Source organism: Staphylococcus nepalensis, assembly GCF_002442935.1.
Lineage (GTDB): Bacteria > Bacillota > Bacilli > Staphylococcales > Staphylococcaceae > Staphylococcus > Staphylococcus nepalensis.
In genome coordinates, this window is sequence record NZ_CP017466.1 from 1,541,519 (window position 1) to 1,562,402 (window position 20,884).

At 32.2% G+C, this 20,884-nt stretch carries 21 protein-coding genes and 1 riboswitch; of the genes, 19 read left to right on the forward strand and 2 right to left on the reverse strand.

Going from position 1 to position 20,884, the window contains the following annotated elements; translation table 11 throughout:
• Positions 1-9: 9 nt before the first annotated feature.
• From BJG89_RS07295 to BJG89_RS07320, 6 genes are all read left to right on the forward strand, one after another.
• Positions 10-744 (forward strand): segregation and condensation protein A, encoded by a 735-nt coding sequence (locus BJG89_RS07295; protein WP_096809616.1) that lies wholly within the window; start codon positions 10-12, stop codon positions 742-744.
• Entirely contained in the window at positions 728-1,276 is a 549-nt protein-coding gene (gene scpB, locus BJG89_RS07300; protein WP_096809618.1) for an SMC-Scp complex subunit ScpB, read from the forward strand. The genes BJG89_RS07295 and scpB overlap by 17 nt, the downstream gene beginning before the upstream one ends.
• Positions 1,269-2,006, forward strand: a complete 738-nt coding sequence (locus tag BJG89_RS07305) for a pseudouridine synthase (protein ID WP_096809620.1) — start codon at positions 1,269-1,271, stop codon at positions 2,004-2,006. The genes scpB and BJG89_RS07305 overlap by 8 nt, the downstream gene beginning before the upstream one ends.
• A 137-nt stretch (positions 2,007-2,143) precedes the next feature.
• Positions 2,144-2,869, forward strand: a complete 726-nt coding sequence (locus BJG89_RS07310; RefSeq protein ID WP_096809622.1) for a response regulator transcription factor — start codon at positions 2,144-2,146, stop codon at positions 2,867-2,869.
• Positions 2,853-4,625 (forward strand): ATP-binding protein, encoded by a 1,773-nt coding sequence (locus BJG89_RS07315; RefSeq protein WP_096809624.1) that lies wholly within the window; start codon positions 2,853-2,855, stop codon positions 4,623-4,625. The genes BJG89_RS07310 and BJG89_RS07315 overlap by 17 nt, the downstream gene beginning before the upstream one ends.
• A 296-nt stretch (positions 4,626-4,921) precedes the next feature.
• A riboswitch (FMN riboswitch) is annotated at positions 4,922-5,056 on the forward strand.
• A gap of 64 nt (positions 5,057-5,120) precedes the next feature.
• On the forward strand, positions 5,121-5,666 hold the full coding sequence (locus BJG89_RS07320; protein ID WP_096809626.1) for an ECF transporter S component: 546 nt from the start codon (positions 5,121-5,123) through the stop codon (positions 5,664-5,666).
• 198 nt (positions 5,667-5,864) lie between these two features.
• Here BJG89_RS07320 and BJG89_RS07325 read toward each other — a convergent pair whose 3' ends face one another.
• Complete coding sequence (locus BJG89_RS07325) at positions 5,865-6,113, reverse strand: ferredoxin (RefSeq protein WP_019468351.1); 249 nt, start codon at positions 6,111-6,113, stop codon at positions 5,865-5,867.
• A 109-nt stretch (positions 6,114-6,222) separates the two neighbouring features.
• Between BJG89_RS07325 and BJG89_RS07330 the strand changes: the two genes are divergently transcribed.
• From BJG89_RS07330 to ypdA, 4 genes are all read left to right on the forward strand, one after another.
• Positions 6,223-7,188: a helix-turn-helix domain-containing protein gene (locus tag BJG89_RS07330; RefSeq protein ID WP_096809627.1), complete on the forward strand. Its 966-nt coding sequence runs from the start codon at positions 6,223-6,225 to the stop codon at positions 7,186-7,188.
• Positions 7,175-8,554, forward strand: a complete 1,380-nt coding sequence (locus BJG89_RS07335; protein ID WP_096809629.1) for a RecQ family ATP-dependent DNA helicase — start codon at positions 7,175-7,177, stop codon at positions 8,552-8,554. The genes BJG89_RS07330 and BJG89_RS07335 overlap by 14 nt, the downstream gene beginning before the upstream one ends.
• A 146-nt stretch (positions 8,555-8,700) precedes the next feature.
• Entirely contained in the window at positions 8,701-9,912 is a 1,212-nt protein-coding gene (locus tag BJG89_RS07340) for a LysM peptidoglycan-binding domain-containing protein (protein ID WP_411756566.1), read from the forward strand.
• Positions 9,913-10,075: 163 nt separating this feature from the next.
• Entirely contained in the window at positions 10,076-11,062 is a 987-nt protein-coding gene (gene ypdA / locus BJG89_RS07345; RefSeq protein WP_096809633.1) for a bacillithiol disulfide reductase YpdA, read from the forward strand.
• A 95-nt stretch (positions 11,063-11,157) separates the two neighbouring features.
• Here ypdA and BJG89_RS07350 read toward each other — a convergent pair whose 3' ends face one another.
• Positions 11,158-12,132, reverse strand: a complete 975-nt coding sequence (locus BJG89_RS07350; protein WP_096809635.1) for an asparaginase — start codon at positions 12,130-12,132, stop codon at positions 11,158-11,160.
• Between the two features lie 78 nt (positions 12,133-12,210).
• On the opposite strand from BJG89_RS07350, the gene cmk reads away from it, so the two are divergent.
• The 9 genes from cmk to ndk all read left to right on the forward strand — a co-directional run bounded on the left by cmk (position 12,211) and on the right by ndk (position 20,506).
• On the forward strand, positions 12,211-12,867 hold the full coding sequence (gene cmk, locus BJG89_RS07355; protein ID WP_096809637.1) for a (d)CMP kinase: 657 nt from the start codon (positions 12,211-12,213) through the stop codon (positions 12,865-12,867).
• A gap of 299 nt (positions 12,868-13,166) precedes the next feature.
• Positions 13,167-14,348, forward strand: coding sequence for a 30S ribosomal protein S1 (rpsA, locus tag BJG89_RS07360; protein WP_096809639.1), 1,182 nt, complete (start codon positions 13,167-13,169; stop codon positions 14,346-14,348).
• A 193-nt stretch (positions 14,349-14,541) separates the two neighbouring features.
• On the forward strand, positions 14,542-15,852 hold the full coding sequence (gene der, locus BJG89_RS07365) for a ribosome biogenesis GTPase Der (protein WP_096809641.1): 1,311 nt from the start codon (positions 14,542-14,544) through the stop codon (positions 15,850-15,852).
• 16 nt (positions 15,853-15,868) lie between these two features.
• Entirely contained in the window at positions 15,869-16,867 is a 999-nt protein-coding gene (locus tag BJG89_RS07370; protein WP_096809643.1) for an NAD(P)H-dependent glycerol-3-phosphate dehydrogenase, read from the forward strand.
• Positions 16,868-17,036: 169 nt separating this feature from the next.
• Positions 17,037-17,309 (forward strand): HU family DNA-binding protein, encoded by a 273-nt coding sequence (locus BJG89_RS07375; RefSeq protein WP_002483248.1) that lies wholly within the window; start codon positions 17,037-17,039, stop codon positions 17,307-17,309.
• Between the two features lie 340 nt (positions 17,310-17,649).
• Complete coding sequence (locus BJG89_RS07380) at positions 17,650-18,219, forward strand: heptaprenyl pyrophosphate synthase subunit A (RefSeq protein WP_096809645.1); 570 nt, start codon at positions 17,650-17,652, stop codon at positions 18,217-18,219.
• Positions 18,220-18,225: 6 nt separating this feature from the next.
• Positions 18,226-18,927: a demethylmenaquinone methyltransferase gene (locus BJG89_RS07385; protein WP_096809647.1), complete on the forward strand. Its 702-nt coding sequence runs from the start codon at positions 18,226-18,228 to the stop codon at positions 18,925-18,927.
• A gap of 26 nt (positions 18,928-18,953) precedes the next feature.
• Entirely contained in the window at positions 18,954-19,907 is a 954-nt protein-coding gene (locus BJG89_RS07390; protein ID WP_170006899.1) for a polyprenyl synthetase family protein, read from the forward strand.
• 149 nt (positions 19,908-20,056) lie between these two features.
• Positions 20,057-20,506 (forward strand): nucleoside-diphosphate kinase, encoded by a 450-nt coding sequence (gene ndk / locus BJG89_RS07395; protein WP_096809651.1) that lies wholly within the window; start codon positions 20,057-20,059, stop codon positions 20,504-20,506.
• Positions 20,507-20,884: the final 378 nt, after the last annotated feature.

Genomic DNA, 20,884 nt, shown 5'->3' on the forward strand with positions numbered 1-20,884 from the left:
TAGATAAAAATGTATGAAGTAAAACTCGATGCCTTTAATGGACCTTTAGATTTATTATTGCATCTTATTCAAAAATTTGAAATTGATATATATGATATTCCTATGAAATCATTAACAGAGCAGTATATGCAATATATACATGCGATGAACCGATTAGAAATTAACGTGGCAAGTGAATATTTAGTTATGGCATCAGAATTACTTATGATTAAAAGTAAAATGCTATTACCTCAATCAGAAGACGTTGAGGATATAGACGATGATCCACGTGAAAATTTAGTTGAACGATTAATAGAATATCAAAATTATAAAGCGTATACAGTTCTTTTAAATGAAAAAAGAGCAGAAAGAGAACAATATTATGCTAAACATCCAACTGATTTAACGCATTTAGAATCAAATGAAACTTGGGATTCAAACCATACGATTGACTTAACTGAATTGATCATCGCCTATCAAAAAGTAAAAAATCGTGTCGAATATCAAACGCCTAAAACAGTCGATATTCGAAAAGATACATTTACAATTCAACAAGCTACTTCTCAAGTTACCAAACGTTTGAAAGATCATGAATCATTTAACTTTTTTAGCTTATTTAATTTTACTGAACCATTAGAAATGGTGGTTACTCATTTCCTTGCAATACTAGAAATGTCAAAATCAGGTATTGTAAATATAGAACAGCAAAAAAGCTTTGAAGATATAAATATTTTAAGAGGAGTTAACTATGGCATTGAACGATAAAGGAGTTCTAGAAGCATTACTTTATACAGCTGGGGATGAAGGACTTGAAGAAAAGCAAATTCTAGAGATATTAGAAATTGATCAAAATACATTGCATACTTTAATCACCGAATATGATGCTTCTGGGCTAGAGATCCAACATTTTGGCAATAATTATGTACTTACAACAAAAAAAGATGCTTCAGAATATATCGAAAAATTAATAGAACAAAAATCAAAATTGAAATTATCACAAGCAGCTATGGAAGCTTTATCTATTATTGCATATAATCAACCCTTATCTCGTAGTGATATCGAAATGATTAGAGGCATTAATTCAGATGGTGCCGTTAAAACTTTGATAGCGCGTGGTTTAATTGAAGCGAAAGATGAACAAGATTCTAGAAGCCAACAGCTATATACAACAGAGTTATTCCTAAATGTATTCGGCATTGAACATTTAGATGATCTACCAACTACAGATGAAGAAGATGAAGAAATTGAAGCTTTCTTTAGTAACTTAGTCAACCAAAAAGGAGATAATAATGAGTAAAGAAATAGAAAGATTACAAAAACGTATTGCAAACAGTGGTTATACTTCAAGACGTAAAGCTGAAACCTTAATCACAGAAGGTAAAGTCAAAGTAAACGGTGAAACAGAAACTGAACTAGGTACAAAGGTAAAGCCTACTGACACGGTGGAAGTAGAAGGCGTTAAATTGGAACAAGAAGATAAATTATATATCCTTTTTTATAAACCAGCGCAAGTGATTACGAGTGTGTCTGATGATAAAGGTAGAAAAGTAGTTACTGATTACTTTAAACAAATCAAAACAAGGATTTATCCAGTTGGTCGTTTAGATTATGATACATCTGGTTTACTATTGCTAACGAACGATGGAGAATTCACAAATTTAATGACGCACCCACGTTACAAAATTAAAAAGAAATACGTCGTTAAATTAAAAGGTTATCTTATGCGTGAAGAAGTTAAAGCGTTAGAACAAGGCATTAAATTAGAAGATGGTAAGACGCAACCTGCCAACGTAAAAATTAAAAATCAAGATAAAGACAAAAATTCAACGCTTGTAGAGATTACAATAACGGAAGGACGTAATAGACAAGTTAGACGTATGTTTGAGCATTTTGGTTACCAAATATCAAAATTACAACGTATAGAATTTGGGCCTTTAGATTTAAAAGGATTGAATGCTGGTGAAGGCAGAGTGCTTACACCGCATGAAGTAAAAGTATTACGTCAATTGGCTGAACATGGTCATTAATTGTGAGAACCTATAGGCAACAACCAGATATTGATAAAAAATTCACAAACTTTTCATTCTTAAGCACTTTTATGCTTCAACCTATGATATAATGTGATTGAAATTGAAAGATAGCAGTGTGGGAGGGTACGAAACCTATGTCAAACGAAATACTTATCGTTGATGATGAAGATAGAATCAGACGATTATTAAAATTGTACTTAGAAAGAGAATCTTTTGAAACACATGAAGCTAGAGATGGACATGAAGCGTATAAAATGGCAATGGAACATGATTATTCATGTATTTTATTAGATTTAATGTTGCCAGAGATGGATGGTATTGCTGTTGCATCTAGATTAAGAGAACATAAAGAAACACCTATTATTATGTTAACTGCAAAGGGTGAAGAAACAAATCGAGTAGAAGGATTTGAATCCGGTGCAGATGATTATATCGTTAAACCTTTTTCACCTCGCGAGGTTGTATTACGTGTCAAAGCTTTATTAAGACGCACTCAGGTAGCACATACAGAACAAAGCGAACCCCATGCACGAGATTTAATCGAGTTTGAACATCTTGTGATTGATAATGATGCGCATAGAGTACTGGCTGATAATAATCAAGTAAACCTGACACCAAAAGAATATGAACTTTTAATCTTTTTAGCGAAAACACCAAACAAAGTCTTTGATCGTGAACAGCTTTTAAAAGAAGTCTGGCACTATGAGTTCTATGGTGATTTGCGTACAGTTGATACACATGTAAAACGTTTAAGAGAGAAATTAAATCGAGTTTCAGAGAATGCAGCTCAAATGATTCAAACCGTTTGGGGTGTGGGTTATAAATTCGAGGTTAAATCTGATAATGAACCGACTCAATAATGTCGTAGTAAAACTGTGGTTAACTATAATCTTTATAGTAACGACAGTTTTAATTTTATTAAGCGCAGCCCTTATAACGTTTATACAATCTTACTTTACGCAAGAAACAGAGGATTCATTACTCAAAGATGCAAAAAGAATTAGCCATTTGGTTGAAAGTTCAGATGATAAAGCAACAGCTATTAGACACAGTAAATCATTAATCGAAGGTCCAGTAGGTCTGATTATTATGAATAACAAGCACATGGATAGTGCAAATAAAGATGAAACTAAAGAAAAGATGTTCAGAGAAATTAAAGATAATAAAGATTACGAAAAAGTATTCGACAAAGGAGAGCAAATATCAGAACACGTCACGGTTGATATAAAACAACAACAAAAGACATATATATTAATTGGCTATCCATCTAAAAATCTTGATTCCAGTCAGCATAATAGCAAGTACAGTGGTGTATTTATTTACCAAGATTTAAAAACGATTGAAGATACAAACAATGTCATTACTGTCATTATTTTAATTATTGCTATAATATTTTTAGCTATAACGACAGTATTTGCATTTTTCTTATCTTCTCGTATCACAAAACCACTTAGAAAATTAAGAACACAAGCACTCAAAGTTTCTAAAGGGGACTATGCACAAGTTGTTCCTGTTAATTCACGAGATGAAATAGGTGAACTTTCACGGGCTTTTAATACGATGAGCTCTGAAATACAACAACATATAGATGCACTATCATCTTCTAAAAATATACGAGATAGTTTAATTAACTCGATGGTCGAAGGCGTACTAGGATTTAATGATAAAAAAGATATTATTATATCTAATAAAATGGCACAAAACATTTTAAAAATATTGGATAAACATGATTTAGAAAAACTAGATCGTCAAAACGAATTAACATTTAAAACAAAACAAACACAATTCGAAGAATACGAGATTAGCACACGTTATTTTGTTATTATTTCAAGTTATATCGAACAAATACAACCAGACGGTAGAAGCGGTATTGTTGCAATTATTCGTGATATGACAAATGAGCATAATATTGACCAGATGAAAAAAGATTTTATTGCTAATGTATCACACGAACTCCGCACACCCATTTCTTTATTGCAAGGTTATACAGAATCAATCGTAGATGGTATTGTAACTGAACCTGAAGAAATACATGAATCATTGTCTATTGTACTGGACGAAACGAAACGTTTAAATCGTTTAGTAAATGAGTTACTCAATGTAGCACGGATGGATGCTGAAGGGTTAACCGTAGAAAAGGTTGTACAACCCATCGATCCGTTATTAAGCAGAATGCAACAAAAATACCAAAAACAAGCAAATGATTTAGGTTTAACTATGACTTTAAATCCCAATACTCAGAATCAATTGTGGTATTTTGATACAGATAGAATTGAACAAGTGTTAACTAACCTTATTGATAATGCTACTAGATATACTGAACCTGGCGATTTAATTTCAATTAGTTATGGCGAATCTGATAATGAAAATATACTTTATATCACTGATACTGGTTCTGGTATAGCACCTGAGCATTTACAGCAGGTATTTGATCGTTTTTATAAAGTTGATACTGCACGTAAACGTGGCAAACAAGGTACTGGCTTAGGGTTATTTATTTGCCGTATGATTATTGATGAACATGGAGGCTCTATAGAAGTAAAAAGTGAACTAGGTGAAGGTACGACTTTCATTATTAAACTACCAAAACCAGTGGATCACGATATTAGTAAATAAATTTGCTAACATATAATTGTAGCAATCTCTCTTAATATTAAATAATTCAGAAATAACGTATTTAATTTAGAAAGAATGGGCAATAAGTTAAACCTGTATCATTTTATAACCATTCCATATTTGTATTTAAAAGTACATGAATACCTTCATCTAAAGTCGAGATTAGAAATCAGTTAACATATTCTGTTTTCTAATCTCGTTTTTAATTTTATAAATGCTACTGTTTTAATGAATAAGAGCATGTCTGTTGTTTTTATCTGAGTAATAGGCTATGATATATTTATAAAAATTAAGAAATTCATCTTCGGGGCAGGGTGTGATTCCCAACCGGCAGTAAATAAAGCCTGCGACCTATTTATCTTTTAAAGATAGATGGCTGATCTAGTGCGAATCTAGAGCCGACAGTATAGTCTGGATGGGAGAAGATGGAGGGTTTTTGTTATGCAATTAAATCCTCCTTTTCTATGCAAGGTGAATGGAAGGAGATAATTTAATATGCAACAACAAACCAAAAGACTTATTACAATAAGTATGTTAAGTGCGGTTTCATTTATTTTAATGTTTATCAAATTTCCGATACCATTTTTACCACCGTATTTAACGTTAGATTTCAGCGATATTCCAGCATTGTTAGCTACTTTTAGCTTAGGCCCAATAGCAGGAATTATTGTATTGTTTATAAAAAACTTGCTTAATTTTTTGTTTAATATAGGCGATCCAGTTGGCCCTATTGCCAACTTTTTAGCTGGAGCAAGCTTTATTTTAACAGCTTTTTACGTTATCAAACATAAATCTACAATTAAAACACAAGTGGTTGGCTTTAGTATAGCTACGATTGTCATGACAATCGTCTTAAGTATTTTAAACTATTTTGTTTTATTACCGCTTTACGGAATGATAATGAACCTTTCTAATGTAGTTGAAAACATTAAAATCGTTGTTGTTTCAGGCGTTATTCCTTTTAATATTATTAAAGGAATCATTATTTCATTAATATTTATACTTTTATTCAAACGTTTAAAGCATATTTTACCTAAATAAATATATATAATAACCATAAGAAAGCTGGATGAAACCCATTTTATAAATAGGAGTTCAAAGTCCAGCTTTTTTTATGATGTGGTCTTATGGATACAATTATAAAACTAAATTGATTATTTAAAAATAAAAAAACCCAGCGTTTTCATTTGTTTAATGACTACACTGAGTTTTATAAGATGTTTTATTTGAATAGATGCTTTATTCAAATTTTAAAGGGTCTCCATCAAATGATTCTTCTTCAATTTTAATGGAATCTGTTGGGCAACCTTCTAATGCGTCTTCCATATCTTCATATAATTCTTCTGGTACTTCTGCAGTACCTTGGTTGTCATCTAGTATAACGTACGCGATACCTTCGTCATCGTAATCATATATATCAGGGGCAGCAGCACCACAAGCACCACATGCAATGCATGTATCCATATCAACAATTGTATATTTAGCCAATTTCTTCGCCTCCTTTAACAAACATGCTACACTAATAACACAATTAGTATTGTAGTTACTGTTTTAAATTTTTTCAAATGTTTTCGTTTTATAAAATGAGGGAGTAAACATGTATAATATAATTCACTTATCACTTACACAAGCACACAATTACAAAACTGAAAAAAGCATATATAATATTATCACAGGGAAAAAGTCTCATCAAACCTTTTTTGACGCCTGTAGTCAGCAACTCTTATCATTGTATCATAGCTTACCCAACCTAAAGTATCCATCATTTGTGGGAAATGTTCATGATTTCAAAATGAACGAAGATTCGGAACAACGTATACGCGTTCATCCGCGCCATACATACGATAGCTTATTAAATACATTTAAAGCAATTCAACTGCTAGTCCAAACAGTTTCTAATACAGAACATGGGATGTTTCAATTTATCCCTGTTACCCATCACAGTACAATTCAACGACGGGTAAAAGCAGTATATAAGGAAATTAAAAACGCTGACACACAATATAAATTAATTGAAGAGTTAAATGTTTTATTCAAATCGATTATAGAAAAAAATAACACACTTTACATACACTATTACTTGCAAGGTTTTGAAGAAAGCATGTATACACGACAGCAAATCAGTCTAATAGAAAATGTCTCTCAAAAAAGACTGTTTGAATTAGAATTAAATGATTTGGTCATGATGATGTTTGAATTAGAAGAACAAGCAAAGTATCCCATTTTAAACCAATTAATCATACTACCGACACTATTATTTAAGACTGAACAAACGTTTAGCGGAATTAAAAATGGTCTGAGCTTTAATCAATTAGCAAATATGCAAAACGTTAAACCTAATACAATTGAAGACCATATATTAGAGTTATTTATAAAAGGTTATTTATCTAAATACAAAGATTATTTAAATAGTCAACATGACACTTCATTTTTAAGATTTTATATCGGAAATCGTGGTGAGCGGTTAAGAAATTATAAAGAAAAATTTCCAGAACTCAGTTATTTCGAAATTAAATTATTGATTGTTGGATTTGAAAGAGGTGATTTAAATGTTACAACATGAATTACAGAAGTGGTTCGGGTTTGACTCGTTTAAACCTGGACAGCAAGCAATTATCGAACATGTACTCAATGGCAAAGATACTTTAGGCATATTACCTACAGGTAGTGGGAAGAGCCTTTGTTATCAATTGCCAACTTATATTAAGCAAAAACCAACACTTATTATTTCACCCTTAATATCTTTGATGGACGACCAAGTTATGCAATTAAAACTTCATGGTGAACACTATGTTTCGTGTATTCATTCTGGTTTAGATGAAAATGAAAAACAACAAAATATGCAATTATTAAAACATAGTCGTTTTATATTTTTAAGCCCAGAATTTTTGTTGCAACCGCATAATTTCAAACTCATTCAAAACTTGGATTTAGGCTTGATTGTTTTAGATGAAGCACATTGTCTTTCTGAGTGGGGATACGATTTCAGACCTCATTATGCGCTTGTGGGCAAAATTATCGACCATTTTCCTGAAGCCAATGTACTTGCATTAACTGCTACAGCTCCGCCATATTTAACATCTGACTTAAATCAGATGCTAAATAAAAACTTCATTATTGTAAAAACTACAATGAATAGAGAAAACATATCTCTAACCCATAAAAACTTCGAAGACGATCATGCTAAGTTAAAATGGTTGCTACCACTTTTAGAACATTCAGGACCGACTATTATATACGTTTCATCAAAAAAAATGTGTCTCAACTTAGCAAAAGCAATTTATCAGTATGGGTTTTTAACAGGTATTTACCATGGAGATTTAACTTATCAAGAAAGGCACACAGTTCAACACCAATTTATAAACAACGAAATCCCAATTATTGTTGCAACAAGTGCATTTGGGATGGGCATCAACAAAAAAGATATTCGCACTATTATACATTTCCATTTAACTACTAGTCCATCTAATTATATGCAAGAAATTGGACGTGCTGGCAGGGATGGTGCATATAGTCAAGCTATAAGTCTTTTCCAGCCAGATGATAGTTACCTATTAGAAACGTTGCTGTTCGCTGATGTTATTACAGAAGAGGATGTAAACACTTTTGAGTTAGGCATGTTTTTGCCTCCAGAAAAGATAGAAATATTAGAGGTTTTATTTAGCTATTACTCTATTAAACAATTACGGCATATCTTTGCGACTGCGTTTCAAAGGAAAAAACAAGGTTATCATCGTATGCTGGGCTATAAACAGTTAGATCAATGTCGAAGAGCTTATATGGTTGAATTTTTTGGAGAGGAATTATCAGAAAAACCAAACCACTGTTGTGATAATGATTCAGAATTAATTGATATAAATATCGTAAATAGAAAAAAAGTAAAAAGAAAAATGGATTATAATGAAAAATTACAAAATCTTTTCAAATAAAAGATAAATGCTTTACTTCCGTTTTTCAATCAAGCTATAATACTAAATACATACTCATTTTATAGTTGTTTTATATATATAATTTATACATATTTACTACTTTTCAGGGTAAAACTGTATATAATAAATTAAAATACGGAAGGATGATGAATTTGTCTAATAATAATTTTAAAGATGATTTTGAAAAAAATCGTCAATCCATTGATCCAAAAGAACACAAGGATGATGTAGAGAACTCTGTCAATGATTCCGTTGACAATGTAAAAGAGGAAGTTTCTGATAAAAAAGACGAACAATTCCCTCCAAGAAATGCTCAAAGGAGACAGCGTAGAAGAGAAACCGCAACGCATCAAAATGAAGATAATCAATCTAATATTGATGACAAAGAAAGTACATCTAGTCAAGTTGACGCCGATCAACAGCAAGATAATGATACATCATCAAAATCAAATGAAATGAATAAAAACCAAGACCCTTCGGAAAATAATAATATTAATCAAAATCGCAGTGAAAAAGAAAATACAGCAGCTCAAGACAAGCAAACTAAAGATCAAAGTAGCAAGAAAAAAGGCGCTGCTGCCACTGGTGGTGCTGCCGCTGCTGCAGGTGCGAGTGCCGCTCATTCAAATGCTTCTGGTGGTAATGATGGCAATAATGATAACAATAACGATGATAAAAATGATGACGACAATAATGATGAAAATAACAAGAAAAAAGGCGGTTTATTCAAAAAAATATTGCCTATTATTGCTGCAATCCTCATTTTAGCTGCAATTGGAATTTTTGCTGGTATGGCCTTAAATGGTAATAATGACGATAGCAATAGTGATGATAAACAAGTAGCTGATAATAAAGATAAAAATGATGATTCTGATAAAGACAGCAAGAAAGATTCTGATAAAGATTCTGGTAGCGATAAATCTGATAAAGATGATGACCAATCAGCATCAGATAATAGTAATGATAGTTCAAACCAAGCAAATTCTGGTTCAGAAAGTAATGCATCTAACAATCAAGATCAAGCTGCTACTTCTGACCAAAATAATCAAAACAATCAAAGTGACCAATCACAACAAGAAGATCAAGCCACTAATCAAAGTGACGGTTCAAATGGTTCATATGACCAAAATCAGAATGCGAACTCGCAGAACAATCAGCAAGATAACCAGCAAAATGATCAAGCATCAAGCAACAATTCAGGCCAACAAACACATACTGTAAATGGGCAAAACTTATACAGAATAGCAATCCAGTATTATGGAAGTGGCTCAACTGAAAATGTTGAAAAAATTAGAAGAGCAAATGGCTTACAAGGCAACGATATTCATAATGGCCAGCAACTAGTTATTCCAGAATAATGTTTGCTTATGATTTAGCAATAAGAGTAGGAATAGGAAATCAAATCTAATTTTGATTTTTGTCCTACTCTTATTTTTATTGTAATTAAATTTTCAAATTCTATCTCTTGGCTTTTTTTTATGTCCTGGTATAATAAATGGGTGGTAAAAGGAGGACAAAACTATGCAAACAGTAGAAAGTATTATCATAGGAGGCGGTCCTTGTGGTTTAAGTGCCGCTATTGAACAAAAGAAAAAGGGAATCGATACATTAGTAATTGAAAAAGGGAATGTTGTAGATGCTATTTATAATTATCCAACACATCAAACTTTCTTTTCTTCTAGTGATAAATTAAGTATTGGGGACATTCCATTTATTGTCGAAGAAAGCAAACCACATCGTAATCAAGCACTAGTCTATTATAGAGAAGTGGTCAAACATCATCAATTGCGTATCAATGCTTTCGAAGAAGTCCTTACTGTTAAAAAAATCAATAATCGATTTACGCTTACGACTACTAAAGACGTTTATCAATGTAGATTTCTGACGGTAGCTACAGGGTATTACGGTCAACATAATGCGCTTGAAGTAGAAGGTGCAGAGCTACCAAAAGTGATGCATTATTTTAAAGAAGCACATCCTTATTTTGATCAAAATATCGTCATTATCGGTGGTAAAAATTCAGCAGTAGATGCAGCACTTGAATTAGAAAAAGCAGGCGCTCATGTGACGGTAATCTATCGCGGCTCTGACTATCCGAAGGCCATCAAACCTTGGATATTACCAAATTTCGAATCATTAGTAAGACATGAAAAAATTAATATGGCATTTGAATCTGACGTTACGAAAATCACTGAAGAAAGTGTCATTTATGAACAAAATGGTGATTTAATTGAAATTCCTAATGATTACGTTTTTGCTATGATTGGTTATCATCCAGATTACAATTTCTTAGAATCAATCGGTATAAAAATTAATAGCAATGAATATGGAACAGCACCCGTTCACAACAAAGAAACTTATGAAACAAATGTCGAAAATTGTTATATAGCTGGTGTTATTGCTGCAGGAAATGATGCTAACACAATTTTTATTGAAAATGGTAAATATCATGGTGGTATTATCACTCAAAGTATATTAGCTAAAAAACAAACACCACTGGAGTCTTAATTTATTAAAAAAGAGTGAGACAAGTTACATAAACTTTAAAATCGGTTTATTCTAAAGTTTGTAATGTGACAAGTCTTACTCTTTTTTGATTTATCTTATAATGGCGCTTCAAAATATTTTTTTAATTGTTCGTCATTTAAATGATTACTTAAACCGATTAAAAGTTTTAATCTTGCTTTTTGGCCGTTTAAGCCATTTGAGAAAATGACGCCTTTTTCTTCTAACGTTGCTCCGCCCCCTTCATAAGCATATATAGGACCTACAATACCGTTAAACGATCTCGACACAAGTATAATAGGGATATTATTCCGTAAACATTGATTTAAACCTTCTAAGCAAGTGGGAGGCAAGTTGCCTTGACCCAATGCCTCTATAATGATGCCATCAACTCGGTTATCACTATGAAAAGTTAGTACGTCGCTTTTCATACCCATATACGATTTAACAAGTGGTATATTTAGATTTTGGTTTATCTCCGTTAATACTAAATGTTCAAATGGGCGGTGATGAAATTGTACACTTTGTTTAGTGATTACACCTAATGGACCGTGATTCGGGCTCTGGAAAGTATTTGTATTGGAAGTATGGGTTTTGGTAACATTTCTAGCTGTATGGATTTCATCGTTAAAGACAACCATAACACCCATGTTCATTGCTTCATCACTTATAGCTACTCTAATTGCAGACAAAAAATTATAAAGTCCATCTGCGCCAATTTCGTTTGAGGAACGCATTGCACCAGTTATAGCAATTGGCTTAGAAATATTTAGTGTTAAATCTAATAAATAAGCTGTTTCTTCTAAAGTATCCGTACCATGCGTGATAACGTAACCATCATAATAGTTCTCTTTTTCAGATTTTATGATAATTTGTTTTAATTCCTCTACATATTTAATATTCATGTGTGGCGAAGGTACATTAAAAGGTGTTATTTCAGTCACATCAGCATATTTTTTTATAATATTTTGATGATTGGAAATAGGATTATCAGTATTCGTTACGACTTTATTTGATTCATCTTGAGACATGCTAATTGTGCCGCCAGTATGTATGACAAGAAGTTTTTTCATGTGTGCATTCCTCCTATTTATAAAATACATATTTATGATAAAATATTATTTATAAAACAACAAGGAAGGGTTACTAAAATGAAACCAATTAATATCGCATTAGATGGACCTGCAGCAGCGGGTAAGAGTACAATAGCTAAGCGTGTTGCAGCTAAATTATCTATGATATACGTAGATACTGGCGCAATGTACCGCGCCATTACATATAAATATTTACAATTAAATAATACTGAAGATTTTTCAAGTCTTGTTCAATCATCAGTATTGTCTTTGACATATGATGAAGAAAAAGGACAAAGGGTAATTCTAGACAACCAAGATGTTACGGATTATTTAAGAGAAAATGATGTAACAAATCATGTTTCTTATGTAGCTTCAAAAGAGCCTGTACGTACATTTGCTGTAGAAAAACAACAAGAATTAGCAGAAAAAAAAGGAATAGTGATGGATGGAAGAGATATAGGCACAGTTGTGTTACCTGAGGCAGAATTAAAAGTATATATGATTGCTTCAGTGGAAGAACGCGCCATTCGTCGTCAAAAAGATAATGAATTAAGAGGTATTCAATCTAATGTTGAACAATTAAAACAAGAAATTTCTGACCGTGATCAATATGATATGAACCGAGAAATATCTCCGTTAAAAAAAGCAGAGGATGCAATTACTATTGATACTACGGGCATGAGTATTGAAGATGTTACAAATGAAATTTTAAATTTAGTCAGTAAACTTTAACCAATTTATTGCACGTTAACCTTTGATTAAGATTTAGGTCTCTTCTATTAAAATAATGTAAAAAAGTTATAAAATACCAAAAACAGGGTATAATATCATAGAACATTTTTTATTAACGGGTACTGCATATATATCAATGTAAATTGCTATTGAAATTAGAATATTAAATAAAGCAAAATATCAATTTACATCATTTTAACGATTGGAATTAGGATGCCTACTATAAAGTGGAATTTCTTGACAATTCTGTCAAATTATAAGATGTTATAAATATGTAGTGTAATAAGGAGGCAGACAAGATGACTGAAGAATTCAACGAATCAATGATTAACGAAATTAAAGAAGGGGATAAAGTTACTGGCGAAATTCAAGAGATTGAAGAAAAACAAGTCGTTGTACATGTAAATGGCGGCAAATTCAATGGTATTATCCCTATAAGTCAACTTTCAACGCATCATATTGACAACCCAAGTGATGCTGTAAAAGTTGGAGACGAAATCGGTGCTTATGTTACCAAAGTAGAATATGATGAAGAAAATGAAACAGGTGCTTATATTCTATCTAAACGTCAATTAGAAACTGAAAAATCATATGAATTTTTACAAGAAAAATTAGATAATGATGAAATCATTGAAGCTAAAGTCACTGAAGTTGTTAAAGGTGGGTTAGTTGTAGATGTTGGTCAAAGAGGATTTGTACCAGCTTCATTAATTTCTACTGATTTTATCGAGGATTTCTCTCATTTTGATGGACAAGTTCTAAAATTAAAAGTTGAAGAATTAGACCCAGCAAATAATCGCGTCATTCTTAGTCGTAAAGCTGTAGAAGCATTAGAAAATGCAGAGAAAAAAGAAGAGCTACTAAACAAATTGGATGAAGGCGATGTAATTGACGGTACCGTAGCACGTTTAACGAATTTTGGCGCATTCATAGATATTGGTGGCGTAGACGGTCTAGTACATGTTTCTGAATTATCACATGAACATGTTAAATCACCTGAAGATGTCGTTTCAATTGGTGATAAGGTGAAAGTTAAAGTTAAATCTGTAGACAAAGATTCTGAACGCATTTCCTTATCCATCAAAGATACGTTACCAAGTCCATTCGAATCACTAAGAGGCGAAATTAACGAAGGTGAAAACATTGAAGGTAAAGTAGTTAGACTTACAAGTTTTGGCGCCTTTGTTGAAATTAAACCTGGCGTGCAAGGATTAGTTCATATTTCAGAAATTAGTCATTCACATATTGGTACGCCTGGAGAAGTATTAGAACCTGGAGAAATAGTAAGTGTTAAAATACTAAGTATTGATATTGAAAAAGAACGTATTTCACTTTCTATTAAAGCAACATTACCAGATGAAAATGTCGTTGAAAGCGATAGTGAAACGACACAATCTTATTTAGACCATGGTAATGACGACGAAGACAATCCAACATTAGGAGACGTTTTCGGAGATAAACTTAAAGATATTAAGTTTTAATAGATACACTTGAGACCAATTTTAAATCTTGTCCTATTTGAATTAGGGCAAGATTTATTTTTTTAATGTACATAGAAACAACTACGTAATTATTCTATCACTGAATACCAAAATGAATTCATTAATAATTTCTTTTGAAATACTTTCCCCTTATGATAGAATTATAGAGATTAAAAAAGAGAGGAAGTTAGTTATGACTAAACCTATAGTTGCTATTGTAGGAAGACCTAATGTGGGTAAATCTACAATTTTTAACAGAGTCGTAGGTGAACGTGTCTCTATTGTTGAAGATACACCAGGTGTGACTCGCGACAGAATTTATTCATCAGGTGAATGGTTAACGCATGACTTCAATATCATTGATACAGGCGGTATTGAAATTGGAGATGCACCATTCCAAACACAAATAAGAGCGCAAGCTGAAATTGCCATAGATGAAGCTGATGTCATCATTTTTATGGTTAATGTACGAGAAGGATTAACACAAAGTGATGAAATGGTAGCACAAATGCTATACAAATCAAAAAAACCAGTTGTTTTAGCTGTCAATAAGGTCGATAATCCTGAAATGAGAAATGACATATATGATTTTTATTCACTTGGTTTTGGAGACCCATATCCAATCTCTGGTTCGCATGGATTAGGATTAGGGGATTTATTGGATGAAGTAGTTAAACACTTCAAAGAAGAAGAACCAGACCCATACGATGAAGATACCATACGTTTGTCTATTATCGGTCGTCCTAACGTCGGTAAATCAAGCTTAGTTAATGCTATACTAGGTGAAGATCGAGTGATTGTGTCCAATGTGGCAGGTACAACCCGAGATGCCGTCGATACTGAATATAGTTATGATGACCAAGACTATGTACTTATTGATACTGCTGGTATGCGTAAAAAAGGTAAAGTATATGAAAACACTGAAAAATATTCAGTGTTACGTGCACTTAAAGCGATTGAACGCTCTAATATCGTATTAGTAGTTATTGATGCAGAACAAGGTATCATCGAACAGGATAAGCGTGTTGCTGGCTATGCTCATGAAGAAGGTAAGGCTATCGTTATAGTTGTTAACAAATGGGATGCAGTAGATAAAGAAACAAATACAATGAAAAAATTTAAAGATGAAGTTCGTAAAGAATTTCAATTCTTAGATTATGCTCAAATTGCATTTGTTTCAGCTAAAGAAAAGAAACGTTTATCTACGCTATTCCCTTATATCACTGAAGCTAGCGAAAACCATAAAAAACGTGTTCAAAGTTCAACATTAAATGAAGTTATTACAGATGCTATTTCTATGAATCCAACACCAACTGATAAAGGTCGTAGATTAAATGTATTCTATGCTACTCAAGTGGCGATAGAACCGCCTACTTTTGTCGTATTTGTAAATGACATAGAACTAATGCATTTTTCTTATAAACGTTACCTTGAAAATCAAATAAGAGCTGCTTTTGGATTCGAAGGCACACCTGTGCACATTATATCAAGAAGAAGAAACTAATAAATGGAGGGGTTACATGTCTAATATAACTGTATTTGGTACAGGAAGTTTCGGTACGGCGTTAGCAAATGTCTTAGCGGAAAATGGACATCAAGTATTAATGTGGGGAAAAAATAAAAATACTGTTCAAGAAATCAATGAAGAACATTTAAACACAAAATACCTTAAAAATGCACAACTTGAAACATCGATTACAGCAACTCATGATATTAATGCTGCGATAACACATGCAGATGTTTATCTAATGGCTCTACCTACGAAAGCGATGAGAGAAGTGGCTAATGAAATTGATTCACACTTAACCACTCAAAAAATATTTATACATGTAGCAAAAGGAATTGAAAACGATACTTACAAACGTGTATCTGAAATGTTAGAAGACAGCATATCTGAGGAGCATAATGGTGGCATAGGTGTATTATCAGGGCCAAGCCATGCCGAAGAAGTTGTAATCAAACAGCCTACTACAGTCGCTGCTTCTTCTAAATCACCAGAAGTGAGCAAGCTTGCACAAGATTTATTTATGAACGATTATTTAAGAGTATACACAAATGATGACTTAGTAGGGGTTGAACTGGGTGGCGCTTTAAAAAATATTATAGCCGTTGCGAGTGGCGTGATTTCTGGAATGGGCTTTGGAGATAACGCAAAAGCTGCATTAATGACTAGAGGTTTAGCTGAAATTAGTCGCTTAGGTGAAAAATTAGGCGCCGATCCACTTACGTTTTTAGGGCTCGGTGGTATTGGAGATTTAATTGTTACTTGTACTTCTACACACTCTAGAAACTATACACTCGGCTATAAGTTAGGCGAAGGTAAATCTTTAGATAAAGCGTTAGAAGAAATGAATATGGTTGTAGAAGGTGTATATACTACCAAATCTGTTTACAATTTAGCTGAAGCGCACAATATTGAGATGCCAATTACTACTGCTTTATACAAGGTTTTATTTGAAGATCAACCTGTCGATGAAAGTGTAAAAGACTTAATGGGACGTGGCAAAAAGTCAGAATAAAAAAGTACTATTACACTTTTTTGCAAATATATAACATTTTGATATTAAAATCCTATTAATTCAACGTTTTTTGCACATAAATCATTGCAGTTGCAGTAATCCTTGTGTTAAAGTCATAGCATAATGATATTAAGATATCATTATAGACCCCAGGGGAGGTGAATTCATAATGAACAAGACAGATTTAATCAATGCTGTTGCAGAGCAAGCCGACTTAACTAAAAAAGAAGCTGGTTTAGCTGTAGATGCAGTATTCGAATCAATTCAATCATCACTTTCTAAAGGTGAAAAAGTACAATTAATTGGATTCGGTAATTTCGAAGTACGCGAACGTGCTGCTCGTAAAGGTCGTAATCCACAAACTGGTAAAGAAATTGATATTCCTGCAAGTAAAGTTCCAGCATTCAAAGCTGGTAAAGCTTTAAAAGATGCAGTTAAATAATTCTTTACTTAAAAGCGAAGCCCTTTTAAAGGGGCTTTTTCTTTTTTTATAAGCTCTTTTAAATAAATAACTAAAAATTGATTGTTAACTATGCCTCTTAATATGATATCATTCGGTATAATGGTGTTATATTAAGAGCTTTTTAAAAATGATTAAACATAAACTTTTAATATATCGTTTTTCTTCAAAAATAATCAGTAAAAAGCTCATGGTTTATTTCACAAATTTTATAATTCACAAAATACATAAAACGTAAATATTTATCACTTTGAAAACCGTCGATTTTAATTTTCCTTATATAATGTTAATATGTATATTGATAATAACGTGAGGTGTGAACATGGAAACGACATTAAGCATTTTTGAAAAACAAATTACCCAGCGCTTGAAAGGTATACATTATCATGACACTATTTATGTAAATAAAATGTTAGCTCAAATTCTTGATACCTATGATATACCTGAAGATGCTAAATTAGCTTGCCTCACTATAGATACTGCGATGCGTCATTTAGATGAGGTTTCTAAAAACCTATCCTCTAAAAAATCCATTTTGATTGGCGATTTGCTAAGCGCTCACTTTTATACATTATTAGCTAAGTTAAATGATCCAATTTATCAAAAGGAAATGAGTAAAGCGATTGTGGAAATCAACGAAATGAAATCATCCATTCATAATGGCGCAATTCCAGAAAAAGATATAGGGCATTACATTTTAAAGATAGAAAACAAATTTCCATTTATTACAATTAATCGATATGTGTCCAATAGCAAAATAGCAAATATCGATCAAAAATTATTAACTAACTTGTTAGAAAATCATCCTTCATATTTAAAAAATTATTCAAAAGATGAATTAAACACAATTTTAGAAGAAGTTAAATCAGAAATTTATTCAAAAAAGAGGTAATCAAACATGGCAGATAATAAAGCGAAAAAAGAACAAGTCCATAATGTGTTTCAAAATATTTCTAGAAAATATGATCGTCTCAATAATATCATTAGCTTTGAACAGCATAAAACATGGAGAAAACGTGTTATGAAAGAAATGAATGTTAAACCAGGTAGCAAGGCATTAGATGTTTGCTGTGGAACGGCAGATTGGACTATTTCTTTAAGTAAAGCAGTGGGGCATACTGGTGAAGTATTAGGTGTAGATTTTAGTGAAAACATGTTGGAAGTAGGTAAAAATAAAACAAAGGATATGCAAAATATTCAGCTTATTCACGGCGATGCTATGAATTTGCCCTTTGAAGATAATGAATTTGATTATGTCACTATCGGCTTTGGTTTACGTAACGTACCTGATTATTTAGCTACGCTTAAAGAACTCAATCGAGTTCTAAAACCTGGTGGCATGGTTGTTTGTTTAGAAACAAGTCAACCGAGTGCTCCAATATTCAAACAGTGTTACAAATTATATTTTAAATTTGTTATGCCTGTATTTGGAAAAATATTTGCAAAATCAAAAGATGAATACGAATGGTTACAACAATCTACTTTTGATTTTCCAGATAAAGAAAAATTAAAACGCTTATTCTCACAAGCTGGATTTAGTAACATTAAAGTACGTAGCTTCACTGGTGGCGTTGCAGCGATGCACCTAGGCTATAAATAAAAATGAAACAACCAAAGGTGATTACTGTGTCAAAGTTAAATATAAATAATGAAATTAAGATAATTGAAAAACAATTAGAAAAATCATTGATAAGCAAAGACCAAATCCTAGAGAAAGCTTCTTATCATTTATTTTCATCAGGAGGTAAACGTGTAAGACCTGCCTTCGTTATTTTGAGCAGTCAATTTGGTGAGGAAATGAATGAAGACGTGTACCGTGTAGCTGTTGCGCTTGAATTAATACATATGGCGACATTAGTCCATGACGATGTTATTGATAAAAGTGATAAACGCCGAGGTAGTCTAACAATCGCTAAAAAATGGGACCAGGATACAGCAATACTTACTGGAAACTTTTTATTAGCTGTGGGTTTAGAACATATTTCGAACATTGAAGATAACCGTGTACATAAAGTAATATCTAGTGCAATTGTTGAAGTATGTATGGGTGAGTTATACCAGTTTCAAGATCAATTTAACGCGAAGCAAACGATCACTAATTATTTAAGAAGAATCAATCGCAAAACGGCATTGCTAATCCAATTATCTACAGAAGTAGGCGCTATCGCTTCTCACGCTGATCACAAAACCATTCGAAACTTAAAAATGATCGGTCATTACATCGGGATGAGTTTTCAAATTGTGGATGATATTTTAGATTTTACTAGTACAGAAAAGAAATTAGGAAAACCAGTAGGTAGTGATTTAATGAATGGTCATTTAACGCTTCCAGTATTACTAGAAATGCGTAATAATCCAGATTTCAAACTAAAAATTGAACAACTTAGTCCTGAAAGCGAACAATCATTATTCGATGAATGTATTCAAACAATCAAAAACTCAGATGTCATTAAGCAATCACAAGCGATAAGTGATCGATATTTAGAAAAAGCACTTTATCTCATTGATCAGTTAGAAAAAGATGATGCGAAACCATTATTTAAAAAAATAATCAAAAAAGTAGGGAAAAGAAACGGGTAATTATGTGAAAACCATTGAAAGCGCTTTAATTAACTGTTAATATATTAATGTGCTATAAAACATAATAATGTTTTGTTTTATATTTTTGTTCAAAGTATTTAATTTTATCTTTGTACATTATACATAATTAACAGGGGGATAAACACACAATGGAAAGAACATTTCTAATGATTAAACCGGATGCGGTTCAACGCAATATGATAGGAGAAATTGTTTCTCGTATAGAACGTAAAGGGCTTAAACTAGTAGGCGCTAAATTAATGACAGTACCTAAATCACTTGCTGAAGCACATTACGCTGAACATACAGATAAACCATTCTACGGTAATTTAATCGACTTTATTACTTCTGCGCCTGTGTTTGCGATGGTAGTAGAAGGTGAAGATGCTGTCCATGTCGCTCGTCATATCATTGGCGCAACAAATCCATCAGAAGCAACACCAGGTACTATTAGAGGGGACCTTGGTTTAACTGTCGGAAGAAACATTATCCATGGTTCAGATTCAGTAGACTCAGCAAATAAAGAAATCAATCTTTGGTTTAATTCTGAAGAGTTAAGTGAATTTACAGAATCACGCGAAATGTGGTTGTACGAATAATCGTTTACAAGATAACTCAAATAATGTAGTTAATATGAAAATAAATAAAGTACATAAGTGTAATTTTAAGCGCAAACATATTAAACATTTGAAAATCTACTTTTACTTTCCATTACATTAAAAGTAAATAGGAAAGAGAACAGCTGACTGTATAGGTTAAATTACAGTCAGTTTTTTTATTTTAAGTATCATACTATTGGAATAGCAATATTGCTTTCTAAAATAACAATTGAAATCCATGTGAAATCCATGTGAAATCCATGCTCAAGTCATTTAATATCATAAGTTATTACTGAAAAAATATTCAAATGTTATCATTGTACTTAGGTGTATTATATAAACATTAACAATTTTGAAATTTTTCTGTTAATTTGAACT

Coding starts and splice junctions, on each gene's coding strand:
- der (WP_096809641.1), top strand. CDS start 14,542: ATGACTAAACCTATAGTTGCTATTGTAGGAAGACCTAATGTGGGTAAA.
- BJG89_RS07295 (WP_096809616.1), top strand. CDS start 10: ATGTATGAAGTAAAACTCGATGCCTTTAATGGACCTTTAGATTTATTA.
- BJG89_RS07320 (WP_096809626.1), top strand. CDS start 5,121: ATGCAACAACAAACCAAAAGACTTATTACAATAAGTATGTTAAGTGCG.
- scpB (WP_096809618.1), top strand. CDS start 728: ATGGCATTGAACGATAAAGGAGTTCTAGAAGCATTACTTTATACAGCT.
- BJG89_RS07370 (WP_096809643.1), top strand. CDS start 15,869: ATGTCTAATATAACTGTATTTGGTACAGGAAGTTTCGGTACGGCGTTA.
- BJG89_RS07350 (WP_096809635.1), bottom strand. CDS start 12,132: ATGAAAAAACTTCTTGTCATACATACTGGCGGCACAATTAGCATGTCT.
- BJG89_RS07330 (WP_096809627.1), top strand. CDS start 6,223: ATGTATAATATAATTCACTTATCACTTACACAAGCACACAATTACAAA.
- ypdA (WP_096809633.1), top strand. CDS start 10,076: ATGCAAACAGTAGAAAGTATTATCATAGGAGGCGGTCCTTGTGGTTTA.
- BJG89_RS07310 (WP_096809622.1), top strand. CDS start 2,144: ATGTCAAACGAAATACTTATCGTTGATGATGAAGATAGAATCAGACGA.
- ndk (WP_096809651.1), top strand. CDS start 20,057: ATGGAAAGAACATTTCTAATGATTAAACCGGATGCGGTTCAACGCAAT.
- rpsA (WP_096809639.1), top strand. CDS start 13,167: ATGACTGAAGAATTCAACGAATCAATGATTAACGAAATTAAAGAAGGG.
- BJG89_RS07315 (WP_096809624.1), top strand. CDS start 2,853: ATGAACCGACTCAATAATGTCGTAGTAAAACTGTGGTTAACTATAATC.
- BJG89_RS07380 (WP_096809645.1), top strand. CDS start 17,650: ATGGAAACGACATTAAGCATTTTTGAAAAACAAATTACCCAGCGCTTG.
- cmk (WP_096809637.1), top strand. CDS start 12,211: ATGAAACCAATTAATATCGCATTAGATGGACCTGCAGCAGCGGGTAAG.
- BJG89_RS07385 (WP_096809647.1), top strand. CDS start 18,226: ATGGCAGATAATAAAGCGAAAAAAGAACAAGTCCATAATGTGTTTCAA.
- BJG89_RS07335 (WP_096809629.1), top strand. CDS start 7,175: ATGTTACAACATGAATTACAGAAGTGGTTCGGGTTTGACTCGTTTAAA.
- BJG89_RS07375 (WP_002483248.1), top strand. CDS start 17,037: ATGAACAAGACAGATTTAATCAATGCTGTTGCAGAGCAAGCCGACTTA.
- BJG89_RS07340 (WP_411756566.1), top strand. CDS start 8,701: ATGAATTTGTCTAATAATAATTTTAAAGATGATTTTGAAAAAAATCGT.
- BJG89_RS07305 (WP_096809620.1), top strand. CDS start 1,269: ATGAGTAAAGAAATAGAAAGATTACAAAAACGTATTGCAAACAGTGGT.